Genomic DNA, 20,408 nt, shown 5'->3' on the forward strand with positions numbered 1-20,408 from the left:
CGGGATCCGTAGAGTCGTACTACGCCAAAGAACTGTTCTGACCTACCGAGGAGGCCCACGTGTCCATCAGCGCCGACAACACGACTCATGAATCAGTGGCCGCGGGGCACACTGCCCCGGAGCCGACGCCCGAAGAGGCTGCCCAGCTCAAGGAGCTGTACCGGGATTTTGACCGGGAGAACCTGATTCCGTTGTGGACGGAGATCGCGGATTTGATGCCGATGGTCCCGGCCCCGAACGCAGTCCCCCACGTCTGGAGGTGGAGCGACCTTTACCCGCTGGCGGCCCGGGCCGGGGATCTGGTGCCGGTGGGCCGCGGCGGGGAACGCCGCGCCATTGCCCTGGCGAACCCGGGCCTGGCCGGGACGCCGTACGCCACCCCGACGTTGTGGGCGGCCATCCAGTACCTTGGTGCCCGGGAAACCGCCCCGGAACACCGCCACTCCCAGAACGCGTTCCGCTTCGTCGTCGAGGGCGAAGGGGTCTGGACGGTCGTGAACGGGGACCCGGTGCGGATGTCCCGCGGGGATTTCCTGCTGACCCCGGGCTGGAACTTCCACGGCCACCATAACGACACCGATCAGCCGATGGCCTGGATCGACGGCCTGGACATCCCGTTCGTGCACTACGCCGACGCCGGGTTCTTCGAGTTCGGCACCGAACGCGTCACCGACGAGGCCACCCCGGACATCTCCCGCTCCGAACGGCTCTGGGCCCACCCGGGCCTGCGCCCCCTCTCCGGGCTGGATGACACCACGAGCTCCCCCATCGCGGCGTACCGCTGGGAATACACGGACCGGGCCCTGACCGAACAGCTCCTCCTCGAGGACGAAGGCCACCCGGCCACCGTCTCCCAGGGCCACGCCGCCGTCCGCTACACCAACCCCACCACCGGCGGGGACGTCATGCCGACCATCCGCGCCGAATTCCACCGCCTCCGCCCCGGCGCCACCACCGCGGCCCTCCGCGAGGTCGGCTCCAGCGTCTGGCAGGTCTTCGAAGGCTCCGGCACGGTGGTCCTGAACGGGGAAACCCGGACCCTGGCGAAGGGCGACCTCTTCGTCGTCCCCTCCTGGACCCAGTGGTCCCTCCAGGCGGCCCTGCAGGCAGACACCGGCTCCCACACCGGGTTCGACTTGTTCCGTTTCAGCGACGCCCCCATTTTCGAACGGCTGAACTTCAACCGCACCTACACCGAAGGACGCAAGTAAATGAGACTCCTCACCCTCCGCACCTCTGCTGGGGACAAGACAGTAACCACGGCTGTCCGCCAGGACGGGACCACCCTGACCGAAATCGGCGGCTTCGCCGACGTCGGGGAACTGCTCCGCAGCCCCGACTGGGAAGAAACCGCGAAGGCCGCCAACGGCGCCACGCACGCGCTCGAGGGCGCGGACCTGGCCGCCGTCGTCCCCTCCCCCGGCAAGATCATCTGCGTGGGCCACAACTACCGCAACCACATCAAGGAAATGGGCCGGGACGTCCCCGAGTTCCCCACCCTGTTCGCGAAGTACTCCGAATCCCTCATCGGCCCCAACGATGACCTGGCCCTCCCGCAGGAATCCGACACCGTCGACTGGGAAGCCGAACTCGCCGTCATCATCGGCAAAACGGGCCGCCGGATCACCGAAGCCGACGCCGCGGACCACATCGCCGGCTACGCCGTCCTCAACGACGTGTCCATGCGCGACTACCAGTTCCGCACCGTCCAGTGGCTGCAGGGAAAAACCTGGGAGAAGTCCACCCCTTTCGGGCCCGCCCTGGTCACGAAGGACGAATTCACCGCCGGGCCGCTGATGACCTCCGCGGTCGACGGCGAAGTCCAGCAGAGCACCCCCACCGGGGACCTCGTCTTCACCCCGGAATACCTGGTCTCCTATATCTCGACCATCATCACGCTGAACCCGGGAGATGTGATCGCCACCGGCACCCCCGGCGGCGTCGGCCACGCCCAGGACCCCAAGCGCTACCTGCAGGAGGGCCAGGTCCTGGTCACCACCATAGAAGGACTGGGCCAGCTGACGAACCGCGTCATCAAGGAAGCCTGATGGTCGCCCGCCAGGACCAGACGACGGATCCGGACCTGCTCGGCGCGCTGCTGCAGGCCCGGCGCGGCACCGCGTTCTTCGCCCGCAAGCTCAACGAGCTGGGCGACGCGGAGCTCGACGGCGAGTCGCTGCTGCCGGGCTGGACCCGCCGCCACATCACCGCCCACATCGGCTACAACGCCCGCGCCATCGCGCGGCTCGTCGAGTGGGCTGCCACCGGAGTGGAAACACCCATGTATCCCTCCACCGAGGTCCGGGACCACGAAATCGGTTTCGGCGCCACGCTGTCCCCGATCGCGCTGCGGCACCTTTTCGACCACTCCGCCGTGCACCTGAACGTCGAATGGCGGGACCTGCCCGAGGACGCCTGGCACCGCACGGTCCGGACCATCCAAGGCCGGGAAGTACCCGCCACCGAAACGGTCTGGATGCGCACCCGCGAAGTGTGGATCCACGCCGTAGACCTCGACAACGGCGCTAGCTTCCAGGACATCCCGGAACCCGTGCTCCGCAGGCTGCTGGCAGACATCACCGGCGCCTGGAAGAACCGCGGGAGCGACGCCGGGCTCGTGGTAAAGGTCACCGGCCAGGACCCGGAACCCGTTTTCGGCGGCACCTCCGCGGCGTCCCCGACCATTGTCTCGGGAACGCTCCCCGCCGTCGTCGAATGGGCAGCTGGCCGCGGCACCCGCGGCGTGACCGCCGTCGGGCCCGGCACGGAAGCTTCCCCCAACGGTGGCGGCCGGGTTCCTGCCGCCCCCACATGGATTTGAGCCTGACGCAACGCAGCAGGGTGAATCGGGCAGGATGATTCAGCGCTGCTGGAGATCCGTGGTCCGGCCGGAGCCGATCATGGCAGCAATCTTGTCCTCGAGGGCCGCGACGGTGGCTTCCGGCAGCACTATCAGGCCATCGAGTTCCCGCCGGGCGCGCTTGTACGCTGTCTGCCGTTCGGCCGGCGTGGCCGCGCTGTCGGAGGCGATCCGCAGGAGCTTCCGGGCCGTGTCCAACCGCTGGCGTTCCGGGCCACTGAACTTGCTGTCCTTGATCCGCAGGGCTTCCCTTTCGGCGACGTCGAAAGCCAGCTCGAACCCGTTGACCGCCGCCCGGTACTCCGCCAGGCGTGCCGGCGTCGTGATGTCTCCTGGGGCTGCGGGGCGCAAACCGTCTGCCTCCCGCTTGGCGCGGAGGAAGGCCACGGTAAGGGGTTCGCGGACATCCGTCATGACCGGAAAGTCGATGAGTTTCCCCACGTCCAGCTCGTAGTCCAGCCAGCGCCGGTTTACGGCGTCGTGCGCGCTCATCAGGGCAAGCACGTCCGACTCGCTGGCCCGGGCTGCCTCGGCCGACTGGTTCCGGAGTTTGTACAGTTCCATCCGGCGGCGGTGGCGCCGTTCGCTGGCCCTGGACCACGACCGCGCCCATCCCCCGATCAGTCCGCTCATGGGAAAGATGAGCCACCAATTGTGGCTGACGAAATTGAAGAAGGGATCCACCGCTTCATCGTCCCACCCGCCCTGACCAGTCTCAAGAGCCTGCCCACGTCCCCGGGTCGACGAAACCCGAAGCCCGGGCAACCCGCGTTCCTGGACGAGCAGGGCGCCGTTCATGGGCACGGAAAGCCCCCTTTCGCAAGGGGGCTTTCCGTGCATGCCGTGATCGGAGCCGGCAGGTAAGCAGGGTCCCGGCCCCGCGTCAATCCTCGTGCTTGACCTTGTGGACCTTGGTGACGATGGTGGGGCATGGCACGTTCAGCAGCACAGCGTGGGCCGTGGAACCCAGCACCAGGCGGGAGAAGCCACCGCGGCCACGGCTGCCGACCACCAGAAGCCGCGCGTTTGATGCGATGTCCACGAGGGCCTTCGCCGGTTCCGTGTCCGTTTCGAGGCGCTGGTTGATGACGAGATCCGGGTACTTGTCCGTCAGCCCGGCCACCGATTCGCCGAGGACTATCCGGTCCTCCTCGACGATCGTCTCGGCGAGACCGCTGGAGGGCATCGCGCTCTCCACCCACCTCGCCGGGCTACGGAAGGCGAGTACAACGGTCAGCTCGTCGCCCTCCCTGTCTGCCTCGGCGGCGGCCAGCGAGACCGCCTGCAGGGACTCCTCGGATCCGTCCACGCCCACTACAACGCCTTTGTTGCCCGTGCCCCGATCAGGCGGGATCACGGCGACGGGGCTGTCCGAACCGGAGACAACCTGCAGGGCGCGGTCCGTTACGGGACCGCCATCGAGCCAGTGCTTGTCGTGCGTACCGATGACCACCAGGGAGGCTTCCTTGGAGGCCTCGCGGAGCGCCGAACCGGCACTGCCGTGGCGGAGCTGGATGTCGAACTCGACGCCGGGCACCTTCTCGTGGGCGCTGGTTTGCGCCTTCTGGAGCAGCTCCATCCCCGCTTCCCGGATGAGTTCGTGGTACTGGAAGTCCGGGGACATCCACCGGTCATCCACTGCGTGGACGGCGACAATGGGGAGTTTCTGCCGGGCCGCGCGCTGGAGGGCCCACGCCAGCGCGGCCTCGCTTCCCGCAGACCCGTTGATACCGACGACGATTGCTTTGTTCATTCTGAATCCTGCTCTTTTCCGTCGCGTGAGCTGTGTCGTGATCTGTGTATCGCATGATCCGGCCGGCAGTATCCACAGGCTGCCGACACTTCAGTGTGCTTCGCCGGCCGAACACCAGTTAGGGCCATAAGCCCTCACAGCCGTCACAGCCGCCGTGGCCTGGCCTAGTAGCCGCTGGGCTCGGTCTCGAACTCGGGCTCCCGGGGTGGCCCCTCATGATGGACCGGGCGCAATGCCGCCGTGTGTTCCAGCCAGATCAGGGCGTCGTAGCGTTCCCCCATACGGGTCGGGACATAGTTTCCGAGCTCCCTCTCCGGGTGGTAGACGACGCCGATTGCCCGGTGGCCCAGCCAGGTGGAGAGCCACGGACCGGACCTGTCGTCGCCGAACTCGAGGACGGCGGGAACGCCCAGGGACTGGTGCAGGAAGTCCTCGTGACTGCCCGGACGCGCCTCCGGCACCGTGAGGATTCGCTCCGGGCTCCCCCAGGCGTCGGCGGCCAGCACGGATCCGCGGTGGGACGCGAAGCCCACCAGCATGACGCCGTCGCCGGCGTGCCGTTCGCGCAGCAGCTGCCCGACGTTGACCATGCCGTCCTGCGCCATGTCCGTCGCACGCGCATCGCCGACATGCGTGTTGTGCTCCCAAATGAGCCCTTTCGACGCCGCGCCGAGGTGCCGGCTGAGGCGGTCAATGGTGTCCGCCATGTGGTGGTCGCGGATGTTCCAGGACTGCCGGTCCCCGCGGACCATGATCCGGTAGTAGTGCTCCGCGTTCGCGGCGACCTCGGCGTTCTGCACGGCATCGAAGGCGTCCTCGTCATGGATGCCGGGGCTGAAGACCCGGTTCCTGACCTCGGTCAGGAGGGCGACGACGTCGGCCTCGCAGGACTGCGGCACGAGCCGCGTGCTCCACGCGTACTTGTGCGGGTCCTCGTGGTGGGGCAGGAAGCACTGCCAGGCGCGCATGGCCGCTGGGACGGCGTCCGGGACGTGCTCTTCAAGCCAGCCGATGATCTCGCGCAACGAGTCCCACAGGGAGTAGACGTCGAGTCCGTAAAAACCGACGCGCTTATCCATCGGACGTCCCGCGTTCCAGGTACGCAGCCAGTCGAGGAAGGCGGCCACTTCCTCATTGGCCCACATCCACGTAGGCCAGCGTTCGAACCCGGCCAGCAACGCGTGGACACCCTGGTTGTGCCCGTCCTGGCCGCGGACCCAGCGGTTGATGCGCCAGCAGTCGGGCCAGTCCCCCTCCACGCCGATCCAGTTGTAGCCTTCCTCCGCGATGAGCCGCCTGCTGAGCGTGTCCCGCCAGGTGTAGAACTCATGCGTGCCGTGCGAGGCTTCGCCGATGGCGACGAAGCGGCAGTCCGCGGCACGCCGGACCAGCCCGTTCAGGTCCCTGTCCGTCTTGAGCGGTCCGGCGAGGGCGTGGATCTCCTGCAGGACCGAGGTTTTGGTGACGGCGACGGGATTCATCGGGGGTCCCCGATCGAGATCTTTTCGAGGTGTTCGGGAACCCTCGCCCGCCAGCCGAGTTCGCGTTGGATCCGGATGCGCAGGGCATCGGACGCGTCGGGCTCGCCGTGGGTGATGTAGGTCATGCGAGGCTCCTTCTCTGCTGCCTTCATCCACGCGATGATGCCATTGGCGTCCGCGTGGGCGGAAAGGCTTTCCATCTGGATGACTTCAGCCCGGACTTTGACGTCCTCGCCGTAGATGCGTAGTTCGCGCTCGCCGGCGGCGAGCGCGGCCCCCCGGGTGCCCCCGGCCTGGAAACCGCTGAGGATGATGGCGTTCTTCGGATCCGGGCCGTAGGTCGCCACGTGGTGCAGGATTCGTCCACCAGTGAGCATGCCGCTGGCCGAGATGATGATCATCGGACCGCCCCGCAGGTTCAGGAGCTTGGAGTCGTCCACCGTCCGGACGAGCTTGGCCAGCTTGTACATGTTCTCGTATTCATCCTGCTTGAGGTGGTGCTCCTCGCGGTGCCGCTGGTACATCCCGGAGGCGTCGATGGCCATGGGGCTGTTCAGGTACACGGGGATGTCCGGAATCGCGTTCTTCCTGCGGAGCCGGGACAGGAAGAGCATGAGCGTCTCCGCCCGGCCGACGGCGAACGCGGCGAACATGATGACCCCGCCCCGTTTCGCGACGCGGGTGATGATCTCCCCGAGCTGCTTCTCCGGATCCTCGGCAGAGTGCTCCCGGTTGCCGTAGGTCGATTCAGTCACAAGGACGCCCACCCCGCCGAGCGGCCGGGGCGGGTACATGAAGGGGTCATCGGCGCGGCCCAGGTCCCCCGTGAAGTGCACCGAGTGGGAGCCGATCCGGAGATGGACCTGTGCGGCGCCGAGGATGTGGCCCGCAGGCACGAACGTCAATTCAATGCCGCCGCCGAGCTCCAGGGGATCGTCAAAGCCGTGGACCCTGAAGCTGTTCAGCGACTTGACCGCATCAGCGGCCGTGTACAAAGCCAGGGCCGGGCTGTGCCTGGATGATGCCCGCTGTGTCGCGTACCTGGCTTCCTCCTCCTGCAGGTGCCCGCTGTCGGGGAGGATGAGCTTGCATAGGTCCGTGGTGCCGTCCGTGGCGTGGACGGGCCCGGCAAACCCGTCACGGACCAGTGCAGGAACGTAGCCGGTGTGGTCCAGGTGCGCATGCGTCAGGACGACGGCGTCGATGGACTGGGGCGGGACCGGGAAGGGGGCGCGGTTGCGGTCGCGGCTGCGTTTGTAGCCCTGGAAAAGTCCGCAGTCGACCAGCACGCGTGTGCCCCCGGATTCGACCAGGTAGCGGGAGCCGGTGACGGTATCGGTCGCTCCAAGGAACTTCAGGCTCGGCTGCTGGTGTTTCATGGTGCTCCCGTTCCGGTGCCCGTGTCCGTCCGGCAACGGGCTGACAGGGCCACGACGGGTGCACGGACGAGAACCCGCTGGACCGCTGCATCCCGATGTACCCCCAAGCTTCCGCTCAAGCCGGGTCCGCCCCTAGGGCCAAAAGTCACGTCCGGGACCGCCTCCTGCGCCCCGGTAGGATTTCCGGACAGGCGTTTTCGGGCGCAGAGCCGGACGCCGGAATCGGCGCACCCCCAGTGGCAAGGACACACCATGAGCAAGAAATCCACCCGGGGACCGGCGCACCCGGGCCGCCCCTGGACCGCCCTCTACAGCCCGGGCGTTCCCACGGACCTGGCGCTCCCCAAGGGCTCCCTCGCGGACTTGATGGACGCGTCCGTGCGGCGCTACGGGTCCAAACCGGCCCTGGAGTTTTTCGGGGCGCAGACCAGCTACCGCGAACTGGGCTCGCTGATCAGTCGCGCGGCCGCCGGGCTGAAGGAGCTGGGTGTTAAGGCCGGGGACCGGGTAGCGCTCGTCCTGCCGAACTGCCCGCAGCACATCATTGCCTTCCACGCCGTGCTGCGCCTTGGCGCCGTGGTCGTGGAACACAACCCGCTGTACACGGACCGCGAGCTGCGGCACCAGTTCGAGGACCACGGGGCCACTGTGGCTGTCGTCTGGGACAAGGCCGTGGACCGGGTGCGGCAGCTGCCGGCCGACGTCGGGCTGACAAAGATTGTCTCCGTGGAGCTGATCCCGGCGATGCCGCTGCTTCAGCGGGTCGCGCTGCGGCTTCCGTTGCCCGCGGCGCGGAAGGCACGCGCTGCCCTGTCCGCGGGAAAAGTCACGGGCCGGACGCACCCAGGGCCGGTCCCCCGCCCGGTCCTGCCGTGGAAGGAACTTTTCGAGGCGGGGGTGCTGAAGAAGAAACACCCCCGCCCATCAGCCCAGGACCTCGCCGTCATCCAGTACACGTCCGGCACCACGGGCCAGCCCAAGGGCGCCATGCTCACCCACGCGAATCTGCAGGCCAACGCCGCACAGGGGCGGGCGTGGGTGCCCGGGTTGAAAGAGGGCAAAGAAACCGTCTATGCGGTCCTGCCCATGTTCCACGCCTACGGGCTGACCCTGTGCATGACGTTTGCGTTGAGCATCGGCGCGAAACTCGTGCTGTTTCCCAAGTTCGACGTCGACCTTGTGTTGAGGGCCCTCAGGAAGTCACCTGCCACGTTCCTCCCGGCCGTGCCCCCTATCTACGACCGGATCGCTGCCGCCGCGGCCGAGCGCGGCGTTTCGCTGGCCAGTATCCGCTTTTCCATTTCCGGGGCCATGAACCTTCCGGCGTCGACCGTGAAGACCTGGGAAGAAGCGACCGGCGGCTACTTGATCGAAGGCTACGGGATGACCGAGACCTCCCCCATCGCCCTGGGCAACCCCTTCGGTCCCAGCCGGAAGCCCGGGACCGTGGGAGTGCCGTTCCCGTTGACGGATATCCGCGTGGTGGACCCGCAGAACGTGCTGATCGACCGCGCCCCGGGCGAGGAGGGCGAACTCCTGATCCGCGGGCCGCAGGTTTTCTCCGGCTACTGGAACCGCACGGCGGAAACCGAAAATGTGCTCCTGGAGGGCGGCTGGTTCCGCACGGGCGACATCGTCTATGTGGACAAGGACTATTTCGTCACCATCCGGGACCGGATCAAGGAACTGATCATCACCGGCGGGTTCAACGTCTCGCCCTCGGAAGTCGAGGACGTCCTGGCCGACTATCCGGGCGTTGTGGAGGTGTCGGTGGTGGGCTTGCCCCGCCCCGGAGGCGGCGAGGACGTGGTGGCGGCGGTGGTCCAGGCTCCGGGGACCGCCCTCGACGCCGGGGCGCTCCTGGCCTTCGCCCGGAAGAACCTGGCGGCCTACAAGGTGCCGCGCCGGGTCGAAGTCCTCGAGATGCTGCCGCGGTCCCTCATCGGCAAGGTCCTGCGCCGCGAAATCCAGGGCATCCTCACGGCCCGACGGTAGCCCGCGGTTCGTGGCTGCGGCCGGAGGACAGGGCTGCCGGGGTCCGTCGGGCGGCCGTCCGAATTTGCCAGGACCGGGCGGATCGCTTGCGGCGCTCCGGGCAAGCTGATAGGCCTGAAGGTATCGTGCGTAGTGGCAGATCAGCGCACCCCCATCCGGTGGTGTTGGCAGAAGGGAAGTTCACCGTGACCCGCAAGACTCCTCACATCGAGGAATTTGACGAAAAAGACCTCGTGGTTGAAGACGGGCCGAAGAGCTGGGCGGCCGGCATTCCGGGCGTCTACCATTCCATGAAGCCGGCTCTCGAACAGATGGGCCTGAACCGTACCCGCAAGACCGTGATGGCCATGAACCAGAAGGACGGGTTCGACTGTCCGAGCTGCGCCTGGCCGGACCCGCATCACCGCAAGGCGTTCGAGTTTTGCGAAAACGGTGCCAAGGCCGTCACGTGGGAAGCGACGCAGATCGTGGTTCCCAGCAGTTTCTGGGCGGAGCATTCCGTCAGCGAGCTGCGCAGCCGCACCGAATACTGGCTCGGCATGCAGGGCCGGCTCACGGAGCCTGTCTACAAGGCGGCCGGCGAGGACCACTACAAACCGGTCACCTGGGACGAGGCCATCAAGATCCTCGGCAACAAGCTCAAGAGCCTGGAATCCCCGGACGAAGCCGTCTTCTACACAAGCGGCCGCGCCTCGAATGAGGCGGCCTTTCTCTACCAGCTGTTCGCCCGCGGCTACGGCACCAACAACCTGCCCGACTGCTCCAACATGTGCCACGAATCCTCCGGCTGGGGCATGGGCCAGACCATCGGCATCGGCAAGGCCACCGTCAGCTTCGACGACTACGCCAACGCGGACCTCATCATCATCATGGGCCAGAACCCCGGCACCAACCACCCCCGGATGATGACCGAACTTGAAAACTGCAAACACAACGGCGGTCAAATCGTCGCCGTCAATCCCCTGCCGGAGGCGGGCCTGCGCCGCTACAAGAACCCGCAGCAGGTCAACGGAGTCATCGGCCACGGCGTCCAGATCGCCGACCAGTTCCTGCAGATCCGCATTGGCGGCGACATGGCACTGCTGCAGGCCGTCTCCAAGAGGGTGCTCGATGCGGAGGCCAGGAACCCCGGAACGGTCCTGGACCACGCGTTCCTGGCTGAGCACTGCGAAGGTCTTGAGGAGCTCCGGGCGCACCTGGGCGAACTCGACGAGCAGGCAGTGCTGGAGGCGACAGGCCTGCGCACGGAGGACATCGATGAGCTCGCCGCCCGCTACTTGAAGGCCGAGAAGGTCATCATCACGTGGGCCATGGGGATCACCCAGCAGAAGAAGGGGGTCGCCACCATCAAGGAGATCATCAACCTTCTCCTGTTGCGCGGGAACATCGGCAAGCCAGGCGCCGGAGCCTCTCCCATCCGCGGGCACAGCAACGTCCAGGGTGACCGCACCATGGGAATCTGGGAGCAGATGCCGCAGTCGTTCATGGACGCCCTCGGCGAGGAGTTCGGTTTCGAACCGCCCCGCGACCACGGCGCCGACGCCGTCGAAACCATCAACAAGATGCGCGACGGCGAGATCAAGGCCTTCGTGGCCCTCGGCGGCAACCTCGTGGCTGCCATCTCGGACACCCACGCCGCCGAGGCCGCCATGGAAAACACCGAGATGACGGTCCAAATCTCCACGAAGCTGAACAGGTCGCACACCGTGACCGGCCGGGAAGCACTGATCCTGCCGACCATGGGCCGCACCGAGATCGACATCCAGGAGTCCGGACCCCAGTTCGTGTCGGTGGAGGACACCGTCTGCGCAGTGCATCCGTCCTGGGGCAAGGTTGAACCCGTTTCGCACAACTTGCTCTCCGAGCCGGCCATCATCAGCCGCCTCGGCAAGGCAGTCGTGGGCGACAAGATCAAAGCCGACTGGGACGGCTTTGAGAGGAACTACGATCTCATCCGGGATCACATCTCGCGCGTGGTGGGCGGCTGCGAAAACTACAACGAAAGGATCCGGCAGGACGGCGGCTTTATCCTGGAGAACGGCCCCCGCGACTCCCGCACGTTCCCGACGCCGACCGGCAAGGCCGTCCTCACTGTCAACGAGCTCGAACACGTGGAGCGCCCCGCCGGCACGTTGATCCTGCAGAGCATGCGTTCCCACGACCAGTTCAACACCACGATCTATTCGCACAACGACCGTTACCGGGGCATCAAGAAGGGACGCCACGTGGTGTTCGTCAACCCGGAGGACCTCGCTGAACTGGGCCTGGCCGACGCGCAGTACGTGGATATCCGCGGAGAATACCAGGATGGTGTGGAACGGGTGCTCCGCAAGTACCGGGTGGTTTCCTACCCCACCGCCCGTGGCTGTGCGGCTGCCTACTACCCTGAGGCCAACGTGCTGGTGCCGCTGAACCACACGGCTGAAGGCAGCAACACTCCGATATCCAAAGCGGTGATTGTCCGGCTCGAACCCAGCCTGGACCAGACACCGGCGGATTCGCCCCCCGCAACGGCAGATGCAGCCGCACCAGGCGTGTCCTGACCCTGGGACCCGCTGACCCCGGCGCTTCCTGAGCCGGGTCTCGCGGCGCGGGGGCCCGGCGGAAACCCGGGCCGTACAAGCCCCGCGGTGAAGGCCCCAGCAGAGCAGAGGCCGCGTTCCCCGAGGGGAACGCGGCCTCCTCCTTGCCGAACCGGCCTTACTGGGCCCTTTTGGTCCAGCCTTCTTCGTCCGGGCCGCCAGCCTCCCCGTGCTCGCAGAGCTCGATGACTTTGTTGGATGCGGCGTGCACGGCCTCCTGCGTACTCTTCCGGCCGTTGGTAGCCGCGGTGCCGGCGGCGTAGCCAACAATGAAGGCGCTGATGGCGTCGGCGTGCGGGCCGACGGCCTTCTCCGACTCCTGTGCAACCTGGACGATCTTTTCGTGGTCGACTTCCAGATCCAGGATCTGCAGGGCCTGGATGAGCCGGCTGCTCCAGTGCCGCAGTGAGCTGTCTTCCTCTCGGGACAAAGTCATGGCTACTCCTCTTCGTGGGTGCGTGAACGGATCCTCTACCCCTCAAGGGTTAGCACCCGCGCCCGCGATGTGCAACGCGACACAGCGGCTCCCGCATCAGCTCCAGAGCGCAACATGGAACTTGGACCCGCGGCGTTCGAGGCCGCGGGAGTCGCCCGGGGCAACCATCGCGGCCGTGGCATCCGCCGAACTGACAAACCGTTGCAGGGTCTGTGCCAACGTGGTGGTCCGGTGCCGGTCCAGGGTACTGACCCACCACAGACCGGAGATCGGGGTCCCGGCGACCGGCACCCGGGCCAGGGATCCCTTCCGGATTTCGGCGCGCACGATGTGCCCCAGGGCAAGCATGATTCCTTCGCCCGCCCTGACGGCGGCGAGGGCGTCTGTTTCGCTGCTGAGCCGGACGATCTCCGGAGCGACCCCCATGGACGCCAGCCATCGGCCTTCCTCGGTGCTTTCCTGGATTCCGGCGGGCCCGGCAAACCACGGTCTGCCGAGCAATTGGGGCAGCGCGACCGGGCCGTGCAGCGCGGCGAGCGGATGATCCGCCGCCACAATGAAGACCCGCTGATACCGCAGGAACGGGACCGACTCCAGGCCGCCGTCGGCTGCGGCTGGACTGGCCGGCGCCGGCCGGGCCCCGAGGGCGATGTCATAAGCCCGCTCCAGCAGCAGTGAGGCAACGTCTTCCGCGGCTTCGACCACCACGTCCACGGTTGCGCCGGGAACACGGCGCGTAAAGACATCCAGCAGCCGTCCGGCGGCGTGTTCCGCAAAGGGCGCCGTCGCGACAATCTTCAGGCGTCCGGCGTCGGTTGTGGCGTTGGCCACCTCACGCCGCGCCCGGTCCGCGAGCCCGACGATTTCCTGCGCGTATTCCGCCAGCGCCCGGCCGACCACGGCGCGTTCAACGCCACCGCGCAGCCGACCAAGAATCCTGCCGGCTTCTTCTCCATCTTCACCGGGAGCTACGACCTTGCGGCGGCCTACTGCTGCGTCACGGGTGTCTACACCAACAAGGCCCCGGGCGGCGTCGCCTACGCCTGCTCCTTCCGCGTCACCGAGGCCGTCTACCTGGTCGAGCGGATGGTGGACATCCTGGCCCGGAAGCTTGAGATGGACCCCGCTGAACTGCGGCTGAAGAACTTCATCAGGCCGGAGCAGTTCCCGTACGCCAACAAGACAGGCTGGGTCTACGACTCGGGCAACTATGAGGCCGCCACGCGGCTGTCCATGCAGCTCGCCGGTTATGAGGACCTCCGGCGCGAGCAGAAGGAAAAGCGCGCCCGCGGCGAGCTGATGGGCATCGGCGTGGCCTTCTTCACCGAAGTCGTCGGCGCCGGACCTCGCAAGCACTTCGACATTGTGGGCCTTGGCATGGCCGACGGCGCCGAGCTCCGGGTCCACCCGACCGGCAAGGCCGTCGTCCGGCTCTCCGTGCAAAGCCAGGGGCAGGGCCACGAGACGACGTTCGCGCAGATCGTCGCCGAAGAAACTCGGCATCCCGCCGGAGGACATCGATGTCGTCCACGGCGACACGGACCAGACGCCGTTCGGCCTCGGCACCTACGGCAGCCGTTCCACCCCGGTCAGCGGCGGCGCCGTGGCGCTCGTCGCCCGCAAGGTCCGTGAAAAGGCCAAGCTGATCGCCGCCGCGATGCTGGAAACCCGCCCCGAGGACCTGGAATGGGAGAAGGGCCGCTGGTTCGTCAAGGGCGACCCGGGCGTGGGGAAGACCATCGCCGAGATCGCCATGGGCGCCCACGGCACGGTGGCCCTGCCCGAAGGCGTGGACGGCAACCTCGACGCCGAGGTCACCTACGACCCGCCGAACCTGACGTTTCCGTTCGGCGCTTACATCTGCGTGGTCGACGTCGATCCCGGCACCGGCCAGGTCAAGGTCCGGCGCTTCATTGCCGTGGATGACTGCGGAACCAGGATCAACCCGATGATCATCGAAGGCCAGGTGCATGGCGGCCTGACCGACGGCGTCGGCATGGCCCTGATGGAAATCATCGAGTTCGACGAGGCCGGCAACTGCCTCGGCGGGTCCTTCATGGACTACCTGATCCCCACGGCCATGGAGGTGCCGGACTGGGAGACCGGGTTTACCGTCACCCCGTCGCCGCACCATCCGATCGGCGCGAAGGGGATCGGCGAGTCCGCCACGGTCGGCTCGCCGCCGGCCATCGTGAATGCCGTTGTCGATGCCCTGGCACCCTACGGCGTCACGCACATGGATATGCCCTGCACCCCGGCCCGCGTCTGGGCCGCCATGCAGGGCCGGGCAAGGCCGCCGATCTGACATGCCCGCTACCGCAGATTCCCTCGCGGCCCGGGCCGATGACCTCGCCGGCCGCCGTGAGCCGTTCGTGCATGCCACGGTGGTCCGTGCCCAGCGGCCCACCAGCGCGCACGCCGGCGACACTGCTTTGGTGCTCCGAACCGGCGAAATCCTCGGCTTTGTCGGAGGAAACTGCGTCGAGGCGTCGGTGCGGGAGTACAGCCTCAGGGCCTTGGTGGACCAGGAACCGCTGCTGCTGCGCGTCGTGCCGGGCGAGCCGTCCCGCACTGTCGAGGAGGGCGCCGTCGAGGTCTCCAACCCGTGCCTGAGCGGCGGGGCAATTGAGATCTTCCTCCAGCCCCGCATCCCCGCGCCGCGGGTCGTGGTGGTCGGCACCACCCCGGTAGCCCAGGCCCTCGCGAGCCTTGGGGCCGGCGTCGGGCTGGACGTGGAACTGACCGACGGCGAGTCGTCCAGCCCCCTCGGTGGCGACGCTGCCCTGATCGTCGCTTCGCACGGCAAAGCCGAGGAGGGCGCCTTGGAAGCGGCCCTGCGGGCAGGGGTGCCCTACGTTGCCCTCGTGGCCAGTGAGATCCGCGGGGCCGCTGTGCTCGGTTCGCTCGACGTCGACGACGTCCTGCGCTCGCGGGTGCACACTCCAGCGGGACTCCCGCTCGGGGCGCGGACCCCCGGGGAGGTCGCGCTGTCCATTCTTGCCGAGCTGATCAGCGAACGGAACACGGCACGGAGCACCGCGACGGCTGCATCGCCCGCGTCCCCGGAAGCCGGGGCCCTGGAAACCGCGGTTGACCCGGTCTGCGGCATGTCCGTGCCGGCCGTTGATTCCTCGCTCCACCTTGAGCACAACGGCGTGACCGTCTACTTCTGCTCACCCGGCTGCCGTGCCGCCTTCCGCAAGGATCCTGAGCGCTATGCCCCCGCTACGTGAACCGGGGCCGGTGCCCGGCACAGGGCCGTTTGCGGCGCAGGTGCCCGGGTTCCGGGGCGCCGGAATTATCCTCACGGCAGGGGCGTCGCGGCGCCTCGGCCGGCCGAAGCAGGTCCTCCCGTACGGCACTGGCGTCCTGCTCGATGCCGTCCTGGCGACTGCCCGGGACTGCGGCTTCGCCCAGACGGTCCTGGCGCTTGGAGGTGCAGCGGCAGAGGTGCAGCAAACCGTCGGTACCACAGGCTGCGACGTGGTGGTCAACCCGGACTTCGGCGAGGGCTGCTCCTCCTCGATAGCCACGGCCCTGGCGGTGCTGCACCCGGAGATCGAGGCCGTGGTGCTCATGCTGGGCGACCAGCCCGGCGTCCGCGCCGGGAGCGTGCACGCCCTCCTCCGGGCCTTGGCAGTCCGCCAGCCCGGCCGCGCGGGTGGCACCGGCATCGCGGTGTGCCGCTATGAGGACGGGATAGGCCACCCGATGGCGTTCACTCAAGGGCTCCTGCCGCAGCTTGCGGGCCTCCATGGGGACAAGGGGGTCTGGAAACTGGTGAAGCAGCGGGCGGCCGACGTCGTGGAGGTCGCCATCCCCGGCCCGGTCCCCCTCGATGTGGACACGGAAGATGACTACCGCCGGGTTTTGGCCGAGCTGCAGGCGCGAGCATGACGACGGTGGCGCGCCCCGGCGCGGAGGAAGATGTACAGCAGCGCGTCCCGGACGTCGCCACACTGATGGCGGCGCTGGACAGGGACGACTACCTGGCCGACGTCGGACTCGCCACGGCGCTGTTCCTTGCCCTCCGCCTGCCGCAGCCCATCCTCCTCGAAGGCGAAGCCGGTGTCGGCAAGACGGAGGCCGCAAAGGCCCTGGCGCGGACCCTGGACACCCCGCTGTTCCGGCTGCAGTGCTACGAGGGGATCGACGCCGGAGAGGCACTCTACGAATGGAACCACCAGCGCCAGCTCCTCGGGATCCGGCTGGCAGAGGTCCGGGATGCCGCCGTCACGGAGACCGATCTCTTCGGACCGCAATATCTGCTGCGCCGGCCACTGCTGCAGGCAATCGAGCATCCCGGGCCCCGCCCCGCGGTCCTCCTGCTCGATGAGATCGACCGCGCCGATGCGGAGTTCGAGGCATTCACTTTGAGCTGCTGGCGGAGGCCGCCGTCACGATCCCGGAGCTGGGCACTATCCGGGCCACCCATCCCCCGATCGTCGTCCTGACGTCCAACCGGACCAGGGACCTGCACGACGCGCTGACCCGCCGGTGCCTGTATCACTGGATCGACTACCCGGGGCCCGCCCGCATCGCCGAGATCGTGCGGCGCCGCGTACCGGCCAGCAGCGGCCCGCTGGCGCTGCAGGCGGCAGCCGCGATCACCCGGCTGCGGACCCTGGACCTTGCCAAGCCGCCGGGAATCTCGGAGGCCATCGACTGGGTGTCCGCCCTCGCCGTCCTAGGCGTCGAGCGGATAGACGCCGCCACAGCGGAACAGACCCTGGGCTCGATCGTCAAGAACCGCGACGACCTGGAGCTCGTCGGCGCGCGCGGGGCAGCCTGGCTCGTGGAGGGTACCCATGGCTGAGGGCACTCTCCGGCCGACCGTTGAGGCAGCGGCATTGTCTGCCGCGTTCGTTACGGCACTTCGGCGCGCCGGCCTGTCATGTTCGCCGGACCGGGCTGCCCGGCTGGCCGAGGCCTTGCAGCTGATCCCGCCGGCCGGGCTCGAACAGCTCTACTGGTGCAGCCGCATCGTGCTTGTGTCCTCCCGGCAACAGTTGCCCCTGTTTGATGCCGTCTTTGCTGCTGTCTTCAGCGGCGGATTCGCCCCGGCGGCGAAGCGGGTCGGCCCCGCAGCGCCGGCCGCCGCACCTTTGGCCGGGCCCGAGGCGCGCACAGGGGCCGCACCGGCGCCGGAGGGGGCGCCCGAGGGTGCGCCCGCCCGGCCACGGTCCCAGCCGGTGGTCGCGTCTGCAGGCAGGGACAGCATCGCGGAGCGCAGCGGAGCCGGAAGGGAGGCCGTCCTGGCCATGGCCTCCACCGAAGAACACCTGCACGAAACGTCCTTCGCGGAACTCTCCGCCGACGAAGTCGTCGAGGTGCGCAGGCTCGCGGGCAAGCTGCTGCTGGCCACGCCGGTGCGCCTGAGCCGCCGCACGCGCAGGTCCGCGCACACCGGCGCCCGGCTGGACGTCCGGGCAACGGTGCGGGCGGCCCGGCGGTCGGGTTCCGAAACCATGCTGTTGTTCTATGCCCGACGCCGCCGGCAGCGGCGCAAGCTGGTGTTGCTGTGCGACGTTTCCGCTTCGATGGAACCATACTCCCGCGTGTTCGTCTCGCTCCTGCAGGGAGCGGTGGCAGGCTCCGGGGCCGAGGCCTTCGTCTTCTCCACCCGCCTGACCCGACTGACCCGCCAGCTCATGCTGCGCAACCCCGACCAGGCGCTGGCACGGGCTGCTGCAGCCGCCCCCGACTGGGCCGGCGGTACCAGGATCGCCGAGAGCCTCCACCGCTTCATTGACGAACACGGCCGCCGCGGACTGGCCCGGGGCTCGGTGGTGGTCGTGTTCTCGGACGGCTGGGCCCAGGACGATCCCGGGCAGGTCGCGGCCCAGATGGCCCGGTTGCGGAGACTGGCGTACAGGATCATCTGGGTGAACCCGCGCAAGGCTGCGCCGCGGTATGAGCCGCTGGTGGGCGGGATGGCCGCGGCGCTGCCCTACTGCGACGCCTTCGTGAGCGGACACAGCTACACAGCTTTGGCAGAGGTGGCCGCCGCAATCAGCGGCGAAGGCCAGTCATCACGCGAGAGGCAAAGGACGAACTAATGCATATCGACAGCGGTTTCTCGGTAGTCGCACCGATCGGGCAGGTATGGAACACCCTCATGGACTTCGAGCGCGTGGCAGGTTGCCTCCCGGGCGCGAAGATCCTGGGCAAGCTCTCAGAGGACGCCTACCAGGTTGGCATGACGGTGAAGCTGGGTCCGGTGACCATGCAGTACAGGGGCCTGCTGAACGTCGTCGAGCGCGATGCGGGTGAACACCGTGCCGTGCTCAGCGGCAAGGCGCAGGAGACCCGCGGGCAGGGCACGGCCGAGGCAACGCTCACCCTGGCCCTGGCCGAAGACGGCGGCACTACGAGCGGCACGGTCAGCGCAGAACTCTCGCTCTCCGGCAAAGCTGCCGCCATGGGCAAGGGCGTGATCGGCAGCGTCACGGAGCAGATGATGTCCCTCTTCGCCAGCAACCTGCAGGCCATGCTGGCGCAGCCCGCATCGGAGGCTGCCGCTCCTGCTGTGACGGCCGCACCGGCACCCGAAACGGCTCCTGCGCTTCCCCCGTCCGTTCCCCCGGGTGCAGGCGGAGAGGCCCCCGCGGCCGGGAGCCTGGATGCCGTGAGCCTGGCCCGGGGCGTCGCCGCCGAACAGCTTTCCCACCCCGGAAAGGTCCTCGGCGGGATGGCCGTGGTGGCGTGCATTGCTTACTTCGCGGGACGGCGTTCTGCGTTCCGGATGCTCCGGCTGTGCGGCAGGATCTGAGGCGCGCCGGTGCGTGATGTCCTCGCGGCGATAATGCCGGGCTGGCAGGAAGGCAGCACCGCCGGCCTGGCCACGGTCGTGAGCGCATACAAGTCGGCCCCGCGGCTTCCGGGGGCCTCCATGCTGGTCACCGCCGACGGCGAAGCGGTCGGTTCGGTCTCGGGGGGTTGCGTCGAGGGTGCCGTCTATGAGCTCGCCACCGGAGTCAAAGAGGACGGCACGCCTGTGCTCGTGCGCTATGGGATCAGCGACGACGACGCCTATGCAGTAGGCCTGACGTGCGGCGGGATCATCGATGTCTTCGTTGAGCCGGTCTCACGCCACTACTTTCCCGAGCTCGCCGGTGTCGCGCAGGATATCGCAGCCGAGCGGCGGGTGGGGGTCGCAACCGTGATCGAGCATCCGGACAGCAGCCGGGTGGGCCGGCACCTCGTGGTCAGGCCGGGCGGAGTCGAGGGTGATCTCGGTTCCGCGCGCAGCACCGGCGCCGTCGGCGATGACGCCCAGGGCTTCCTGGCCGCCGGCAGGACCGGCATCCTGAGCTATGGCCCCGACGGCGAGCGGCTCGACACCGGGATGCGGCTCTTCTTCGCAAGCTTCGCCCCGCCGCCGCGGATGCTTGTCTTCGGCGCCATCGACTTCGCCGCCGCACTGGCGCGGATGGGGGCCTTTCTGGGCTATCGGGTCACCGTCTGTGACGCCCGGCCGGTCTTCGCGACGCCAGCGAGGTTCCCCGGCGCGGCGGAGGTGGTCAACGCCTGGCCGCACCGCTATCTTGCGGAACAGTTTGCCAGGGGCCTGGTGGACCAGCGCACCGTCTTGTGTGTCCTGACGCACGATCCAAAGTTCGATATTCCACTCCTTGAGGTGGCACTCCGCGGCGCCCCCGTCGCCTACATCGGGGCCATGGGGTCCCGGCGCACCCATGCGGACAGGATCGCCCGCCTTCGCGAGGCGGGCCTGGGCGAGGCCGAGCTGGCCAGGCTGCACAGTCCCGTGGGTCTTGACCTGGGTGCGCGCACACCCGAGGAGACGGCGGTTTCCATCGCCGCGGAATTCATCGCGGAGCAGTGGAACCGCAGCGGCGAGCCGCTGCGGCGTCTCGACGAGCGCATCCACCACGGAGAGCCGCCGTGATTTCCAACGCCGG

At 68.1% G+C, this 20,408-nt stretch carries 20 protein-coding genes; 14 read left to right on the forward strand and 6 right to left on the reverse strand.

The window, feature by feature from the left end; genetic code table 11:
* The first annotated feature begins 59 nt into the window (after nucleotides 1-59).
* From AC1DCZ_RS03360 to AC1DCZ_RS03370, 3 genes are read left to right on the forward strand one after another with little or no spacing between them, the layout of a single operon-like run.
* The gene (locus AC1DCZ_RS03360; protein ID WP_476973368.1) at nucleotides 60-1,211 is read left to right on the forward strand and encodes a cupin domain-containing protein; all 1,152 of its coding nucleotides are present in this window, start codon (nucleotides 60-62) and stop codon (nucleotides 1,209-1,211) included.
* Entirely contained in the window at nucleotides 1,212-2,048 is an 837-nt protein-coding gene (locus tag AC1DCZ_RS03365; RefSeq protein WP_476973369.1) for a fumarylacetoacetate hydrolase family protein, read from the forward strand.
* Nucleotides 2,048-2,821: a maleylpyruvate isomerase family mycothiol-dependent enzyme gene (locus tag AC1DCZ_RS03370; RefSeq protein WP_476973370.1), complete on the forward strand. Its 774-nt coding sequence runs from the start codon at nucleotides 2,048-2,050 to the stop codon at nucleotides 2,819-2,821. Before AC1DCZ_RS03365 ends, AC1DCZ_RS03370 begins: the two co-directional genes overlap by 1 nt.
* A 39-nt stretch (nucleotides 2,822-2,860) precedes the next feature.
* Here AC1DCZ_RS03370 and AC1DCZ_RS03375 read toward each other — a convergent pair whose 3' ends face one another.
* The 4 genes from AC1DCZ_RS03375 to AC1DCZ_RS03390 all read right to left on the reverse strand — a co-directional run bounded on the left by AC1DCZ_RS03375 (nucleotide 2,861) and on the right by AC1DCZ_RS03390 (nucleotide 7,473).
* Complete coding sequence (locus AC1DCZ_RS03375; RefSeq protein WP_476896228.1) at nucleotides 2,861-3,544, reverse strand: hypothetical protein; 684 nt, start codon at nucleotides 3,542-3,544, stop codon at nucleotides 2,861-2,863.
* Nucleotides 3,545-3,743: 199 nt separating this feature from the next.
* Nucleotides 3,744-4,613 carry a universal stress protein gene (locus AC1DCZ_RS03380; RefSeq protein ID WP_476896128.1) on the reverse strand — a complete coding sequence of 290 codons (870 nt, stop codon included), beginning with the start codon at nucleotides 4,611-4,613 and terminating at the stop codon, nucleotides 3,744-3,746.
* Between the two features lie 164 nt (nucleotides 4,614-4,777).
* The gene (locus AC1DCZ_RS03385) at nucleotides 4,778-6,094 is read right to left on the reverse strand and encodes an erythromycin esterase family protein (protein WP_476896129.1); all 1,317 of its coding nucleotides are present in this window, start codon (nucleotides 6,092-6,094) and stop codon (nucleotides 4,778-4,780) included.
* Nucleotides 6,091-7,473 carry an MBL fold metallo-hydrolase RNA specificity domain-containing protein gene (locus tag AC1DCZ_RS03390; protein ID WP_476973371.1) on the reverse strand — a complete coding sequence of 461 codons (1,383 nt, stop codon included), beginning with the start codon at nucleotides 7,471-7,473 and terminating at the stop codon, nucleotides 6,091-6,093. The genes AC1DCZ_RS03385 and AC1DCZ_RS03390 overlap by 4 nt, the downstream gene beginning before the upstream one ends.
* Nucleotides 7,474-7,725: 252 nt before the next feature.
* On the opposite strand from AC1DCZ_RS03390, the gene AC1DCZ_RS03395 reads away from it, so the two are divergent.
* On the forward strand, nucleotides 7,726-9,468 hold the full coding sequence (locus AC1DCZ_RS03395; RefSeq protein ID WP_476973372.1) for a long-chain-fatty-acid--CoA ligase: 1,743 nt from the start codon (nucleotides 7,726-7,728) through the stop codon (nucleotides 9,466-9,468).
* A 185-nt stretch (nucleotides 9,469-9,653) separates the two neighbouring features.
* Complete coding sequence (locus AC1DCZ_RS03400; protein ID WP_476973373.1) at nucleotides 9,654-12,011, forward strand: FdhF/YdeP family oxidoreductase; 2,358 nt, start codon at nucleotides 9,654-9,656, stop codon at nucleotides 12,009-12,011.
* A 157-nt stretch (nucleotides 12,012-12,168) separates the two neighbouring features.
* On the opposite strand, the gene AC1DCZ_RS03405 is transcribed toward AC1DCZ_RS03400, so the two are convergent.
* Both AC1DCZ_RS03405 and AC1DCZ_RS03410 read right to left on the reverse strand, forming a co-directional pair.
* Nucleotides 12,169-12,486 carry a DUF6457 domain-containing protein gene (locus AC1DCZ_RS03405; protein WP_476973374.1) on the reverse strand — a complete coding sequence of 106 codons (318 nt, stop codon included), beginning with the start codon at nucleotides 12,484-12,486 and terminating at the stop codon, nucleotides 12,169-12,171.
* 96 nt (nucleotides 12,487-12,582) lie between these two features.
* Nucleotides 12,583-13,317 (reverse strand): substrate-binding domain-containing protein, encoded by a 735-nt coding sequence (locus AC1DCZ_RS03410; protein WP_476973375.1) that lies wholly within the window; start codon nucleotides 13,315-13,317, stop codon nucleotides 12,583-12,585.
* Here AC1DCZ_RS03410 and AC1DCZ_RS03415 point away from each other — a divergent pair.
* The 9 genes from AC1DCZ_RS03415 to AC1DCZ_RS03455 all read left to right on the forward strand — a co-directional run bounded on the left by AC1DCZ_RS03415 (nucleotide 13,252) and on the right by AC1DCZ_RS03455 (nucleotide 20,395).
* Complete coding sequence (locus AC1DCZ_RS03415) at nucleotides 13,252-14,118, forward strand: molybdopterin cofactor-binding domain-containing protein (protein ID WP_476973376.1); 867 nt, start codon at nucleotides 13,252-13,254, stop codon at nucleotides 14,116-14,118. The genes AC1DCZ_RS03410 and AC1DCZ_RS03415 overlap by 66 nt on opposite strands.
* Entirely contained in the window at nucleotides 14,003-14,791 is a 789-nt protein-coding gene (locus AC1DCZ_RS03420; protein WP_476973482.1) for a molybdopterin cofactor-binding domain-containing protein, read from the forward strand. The genes AC1DCZ_RS03415 and AC1DCZ_RS03420 overlap by 116 nt, the downstream gene beginning before the upstream one ends.
* 1 nt (nucleotide 14,792) lies before the next feature.
* Nucleotides 14,793-15,719 carry an XdhC family protein gene (locus tag AC1DCZ_RS03425; RefSeq protein WP_476973377.1) on the forward strand — a complete coding sequence of 309 codons (927 nt, stop codon included), beginning with the start codon at nucleotides 14,793-14,795 and terminating at the stop codon, nucleotides 15,717-15,719.
* On the forward strand, nucleotides 15,703-16,383 hold the full coding sequence (locus AC1DCZ_RS03430; RefSeq protein WP_476973378.1) for a nucleotidyltransferase family protein: 681 nt from the start codon (nucleotides 15,703-15,705) through the stop codon (nucleotides 16,381-16,383). The genes AC1DCZ_RS03425 and AC1DCZ_RS03430 overlap by 17 nt, the downstream gene beginning before the upstream one ends.
* Nucleotides 16,380-16,940, forward strand: coding sequence for an AAA family ATPase (locus AC1DCZ_RS03435; protein WP_476973379.1), 561 nt, complete (start codon nucleotides 16,380-16,382; stop codon nucleotides 16,938-16,940). The genes AC1DCZ_RS03430 and AC1DCZ_RS03435 overlap by 4 nt, the downstream gene beginning before the upstream one ends.
* 95 nt (nucleotides 16,941-17,035) lie before the next feature.
* On the forward strand, nucleotides 17,036-17,302 hold the full coding sequence (locus tag AC1DCZ_RS03440; RefSeq protein WP_476973380.1) for a hypothetical protein: 267 nt from the start codon (nucleotides 17,036-17,038) through the stop codon (nucleotides 17,300-17,302).
* Nucleotides 17,295-18,545 carry a vWA domain-containing protein gene (locus AC1DCZ_RS03445; protein WP_476973381.1) on the forward strand — a complete coding sequence of 417 codons (1,251 nt, stop codon included), beginning with the start codon at nucleotides 17,295-17,297 and terminating at the stop codon, nucleotides 18,543-18,545. The genes AC1DCZ_RS03440 and AC1DCZ_RS03445 overlap by 8 nt, the downstream gene beginning before the upstream one ends.
* Entirely contained in the window at nucleotides 18,545-19,258 is a 714-nt protein-coding gene (locus AC1DCZ_RS03450) for an SRPBCC family protein (RefSeq protein WP_476973382.1), read from the forward strand. The genes AC1DCZ_RS03445 and AC1DCZ_RS03450 overlap by 1 nt, the downstream gene beginning before the upstream one ends.
* 9 nt (nucleotides 19,259-19,267) lie before the next feature.
* On the forward strand, nucleotides 19,268-20,395 hold the full coding sequence (locus AC1DCZ_RS03455; protein ID WP_476973383.1) for an XdhC family protein: 1,128 nt from the start codon (nucleotides 19,268-19,270) through the stop codon (nucleotides 20,393-20,395).
* The last annotated feature ends 13 nt before the right edge of the window (nucleotides 20,396-20,408 follow it).

This window comes from Arthrobacter sp. 10N418 (assembly GCF_056394725.1).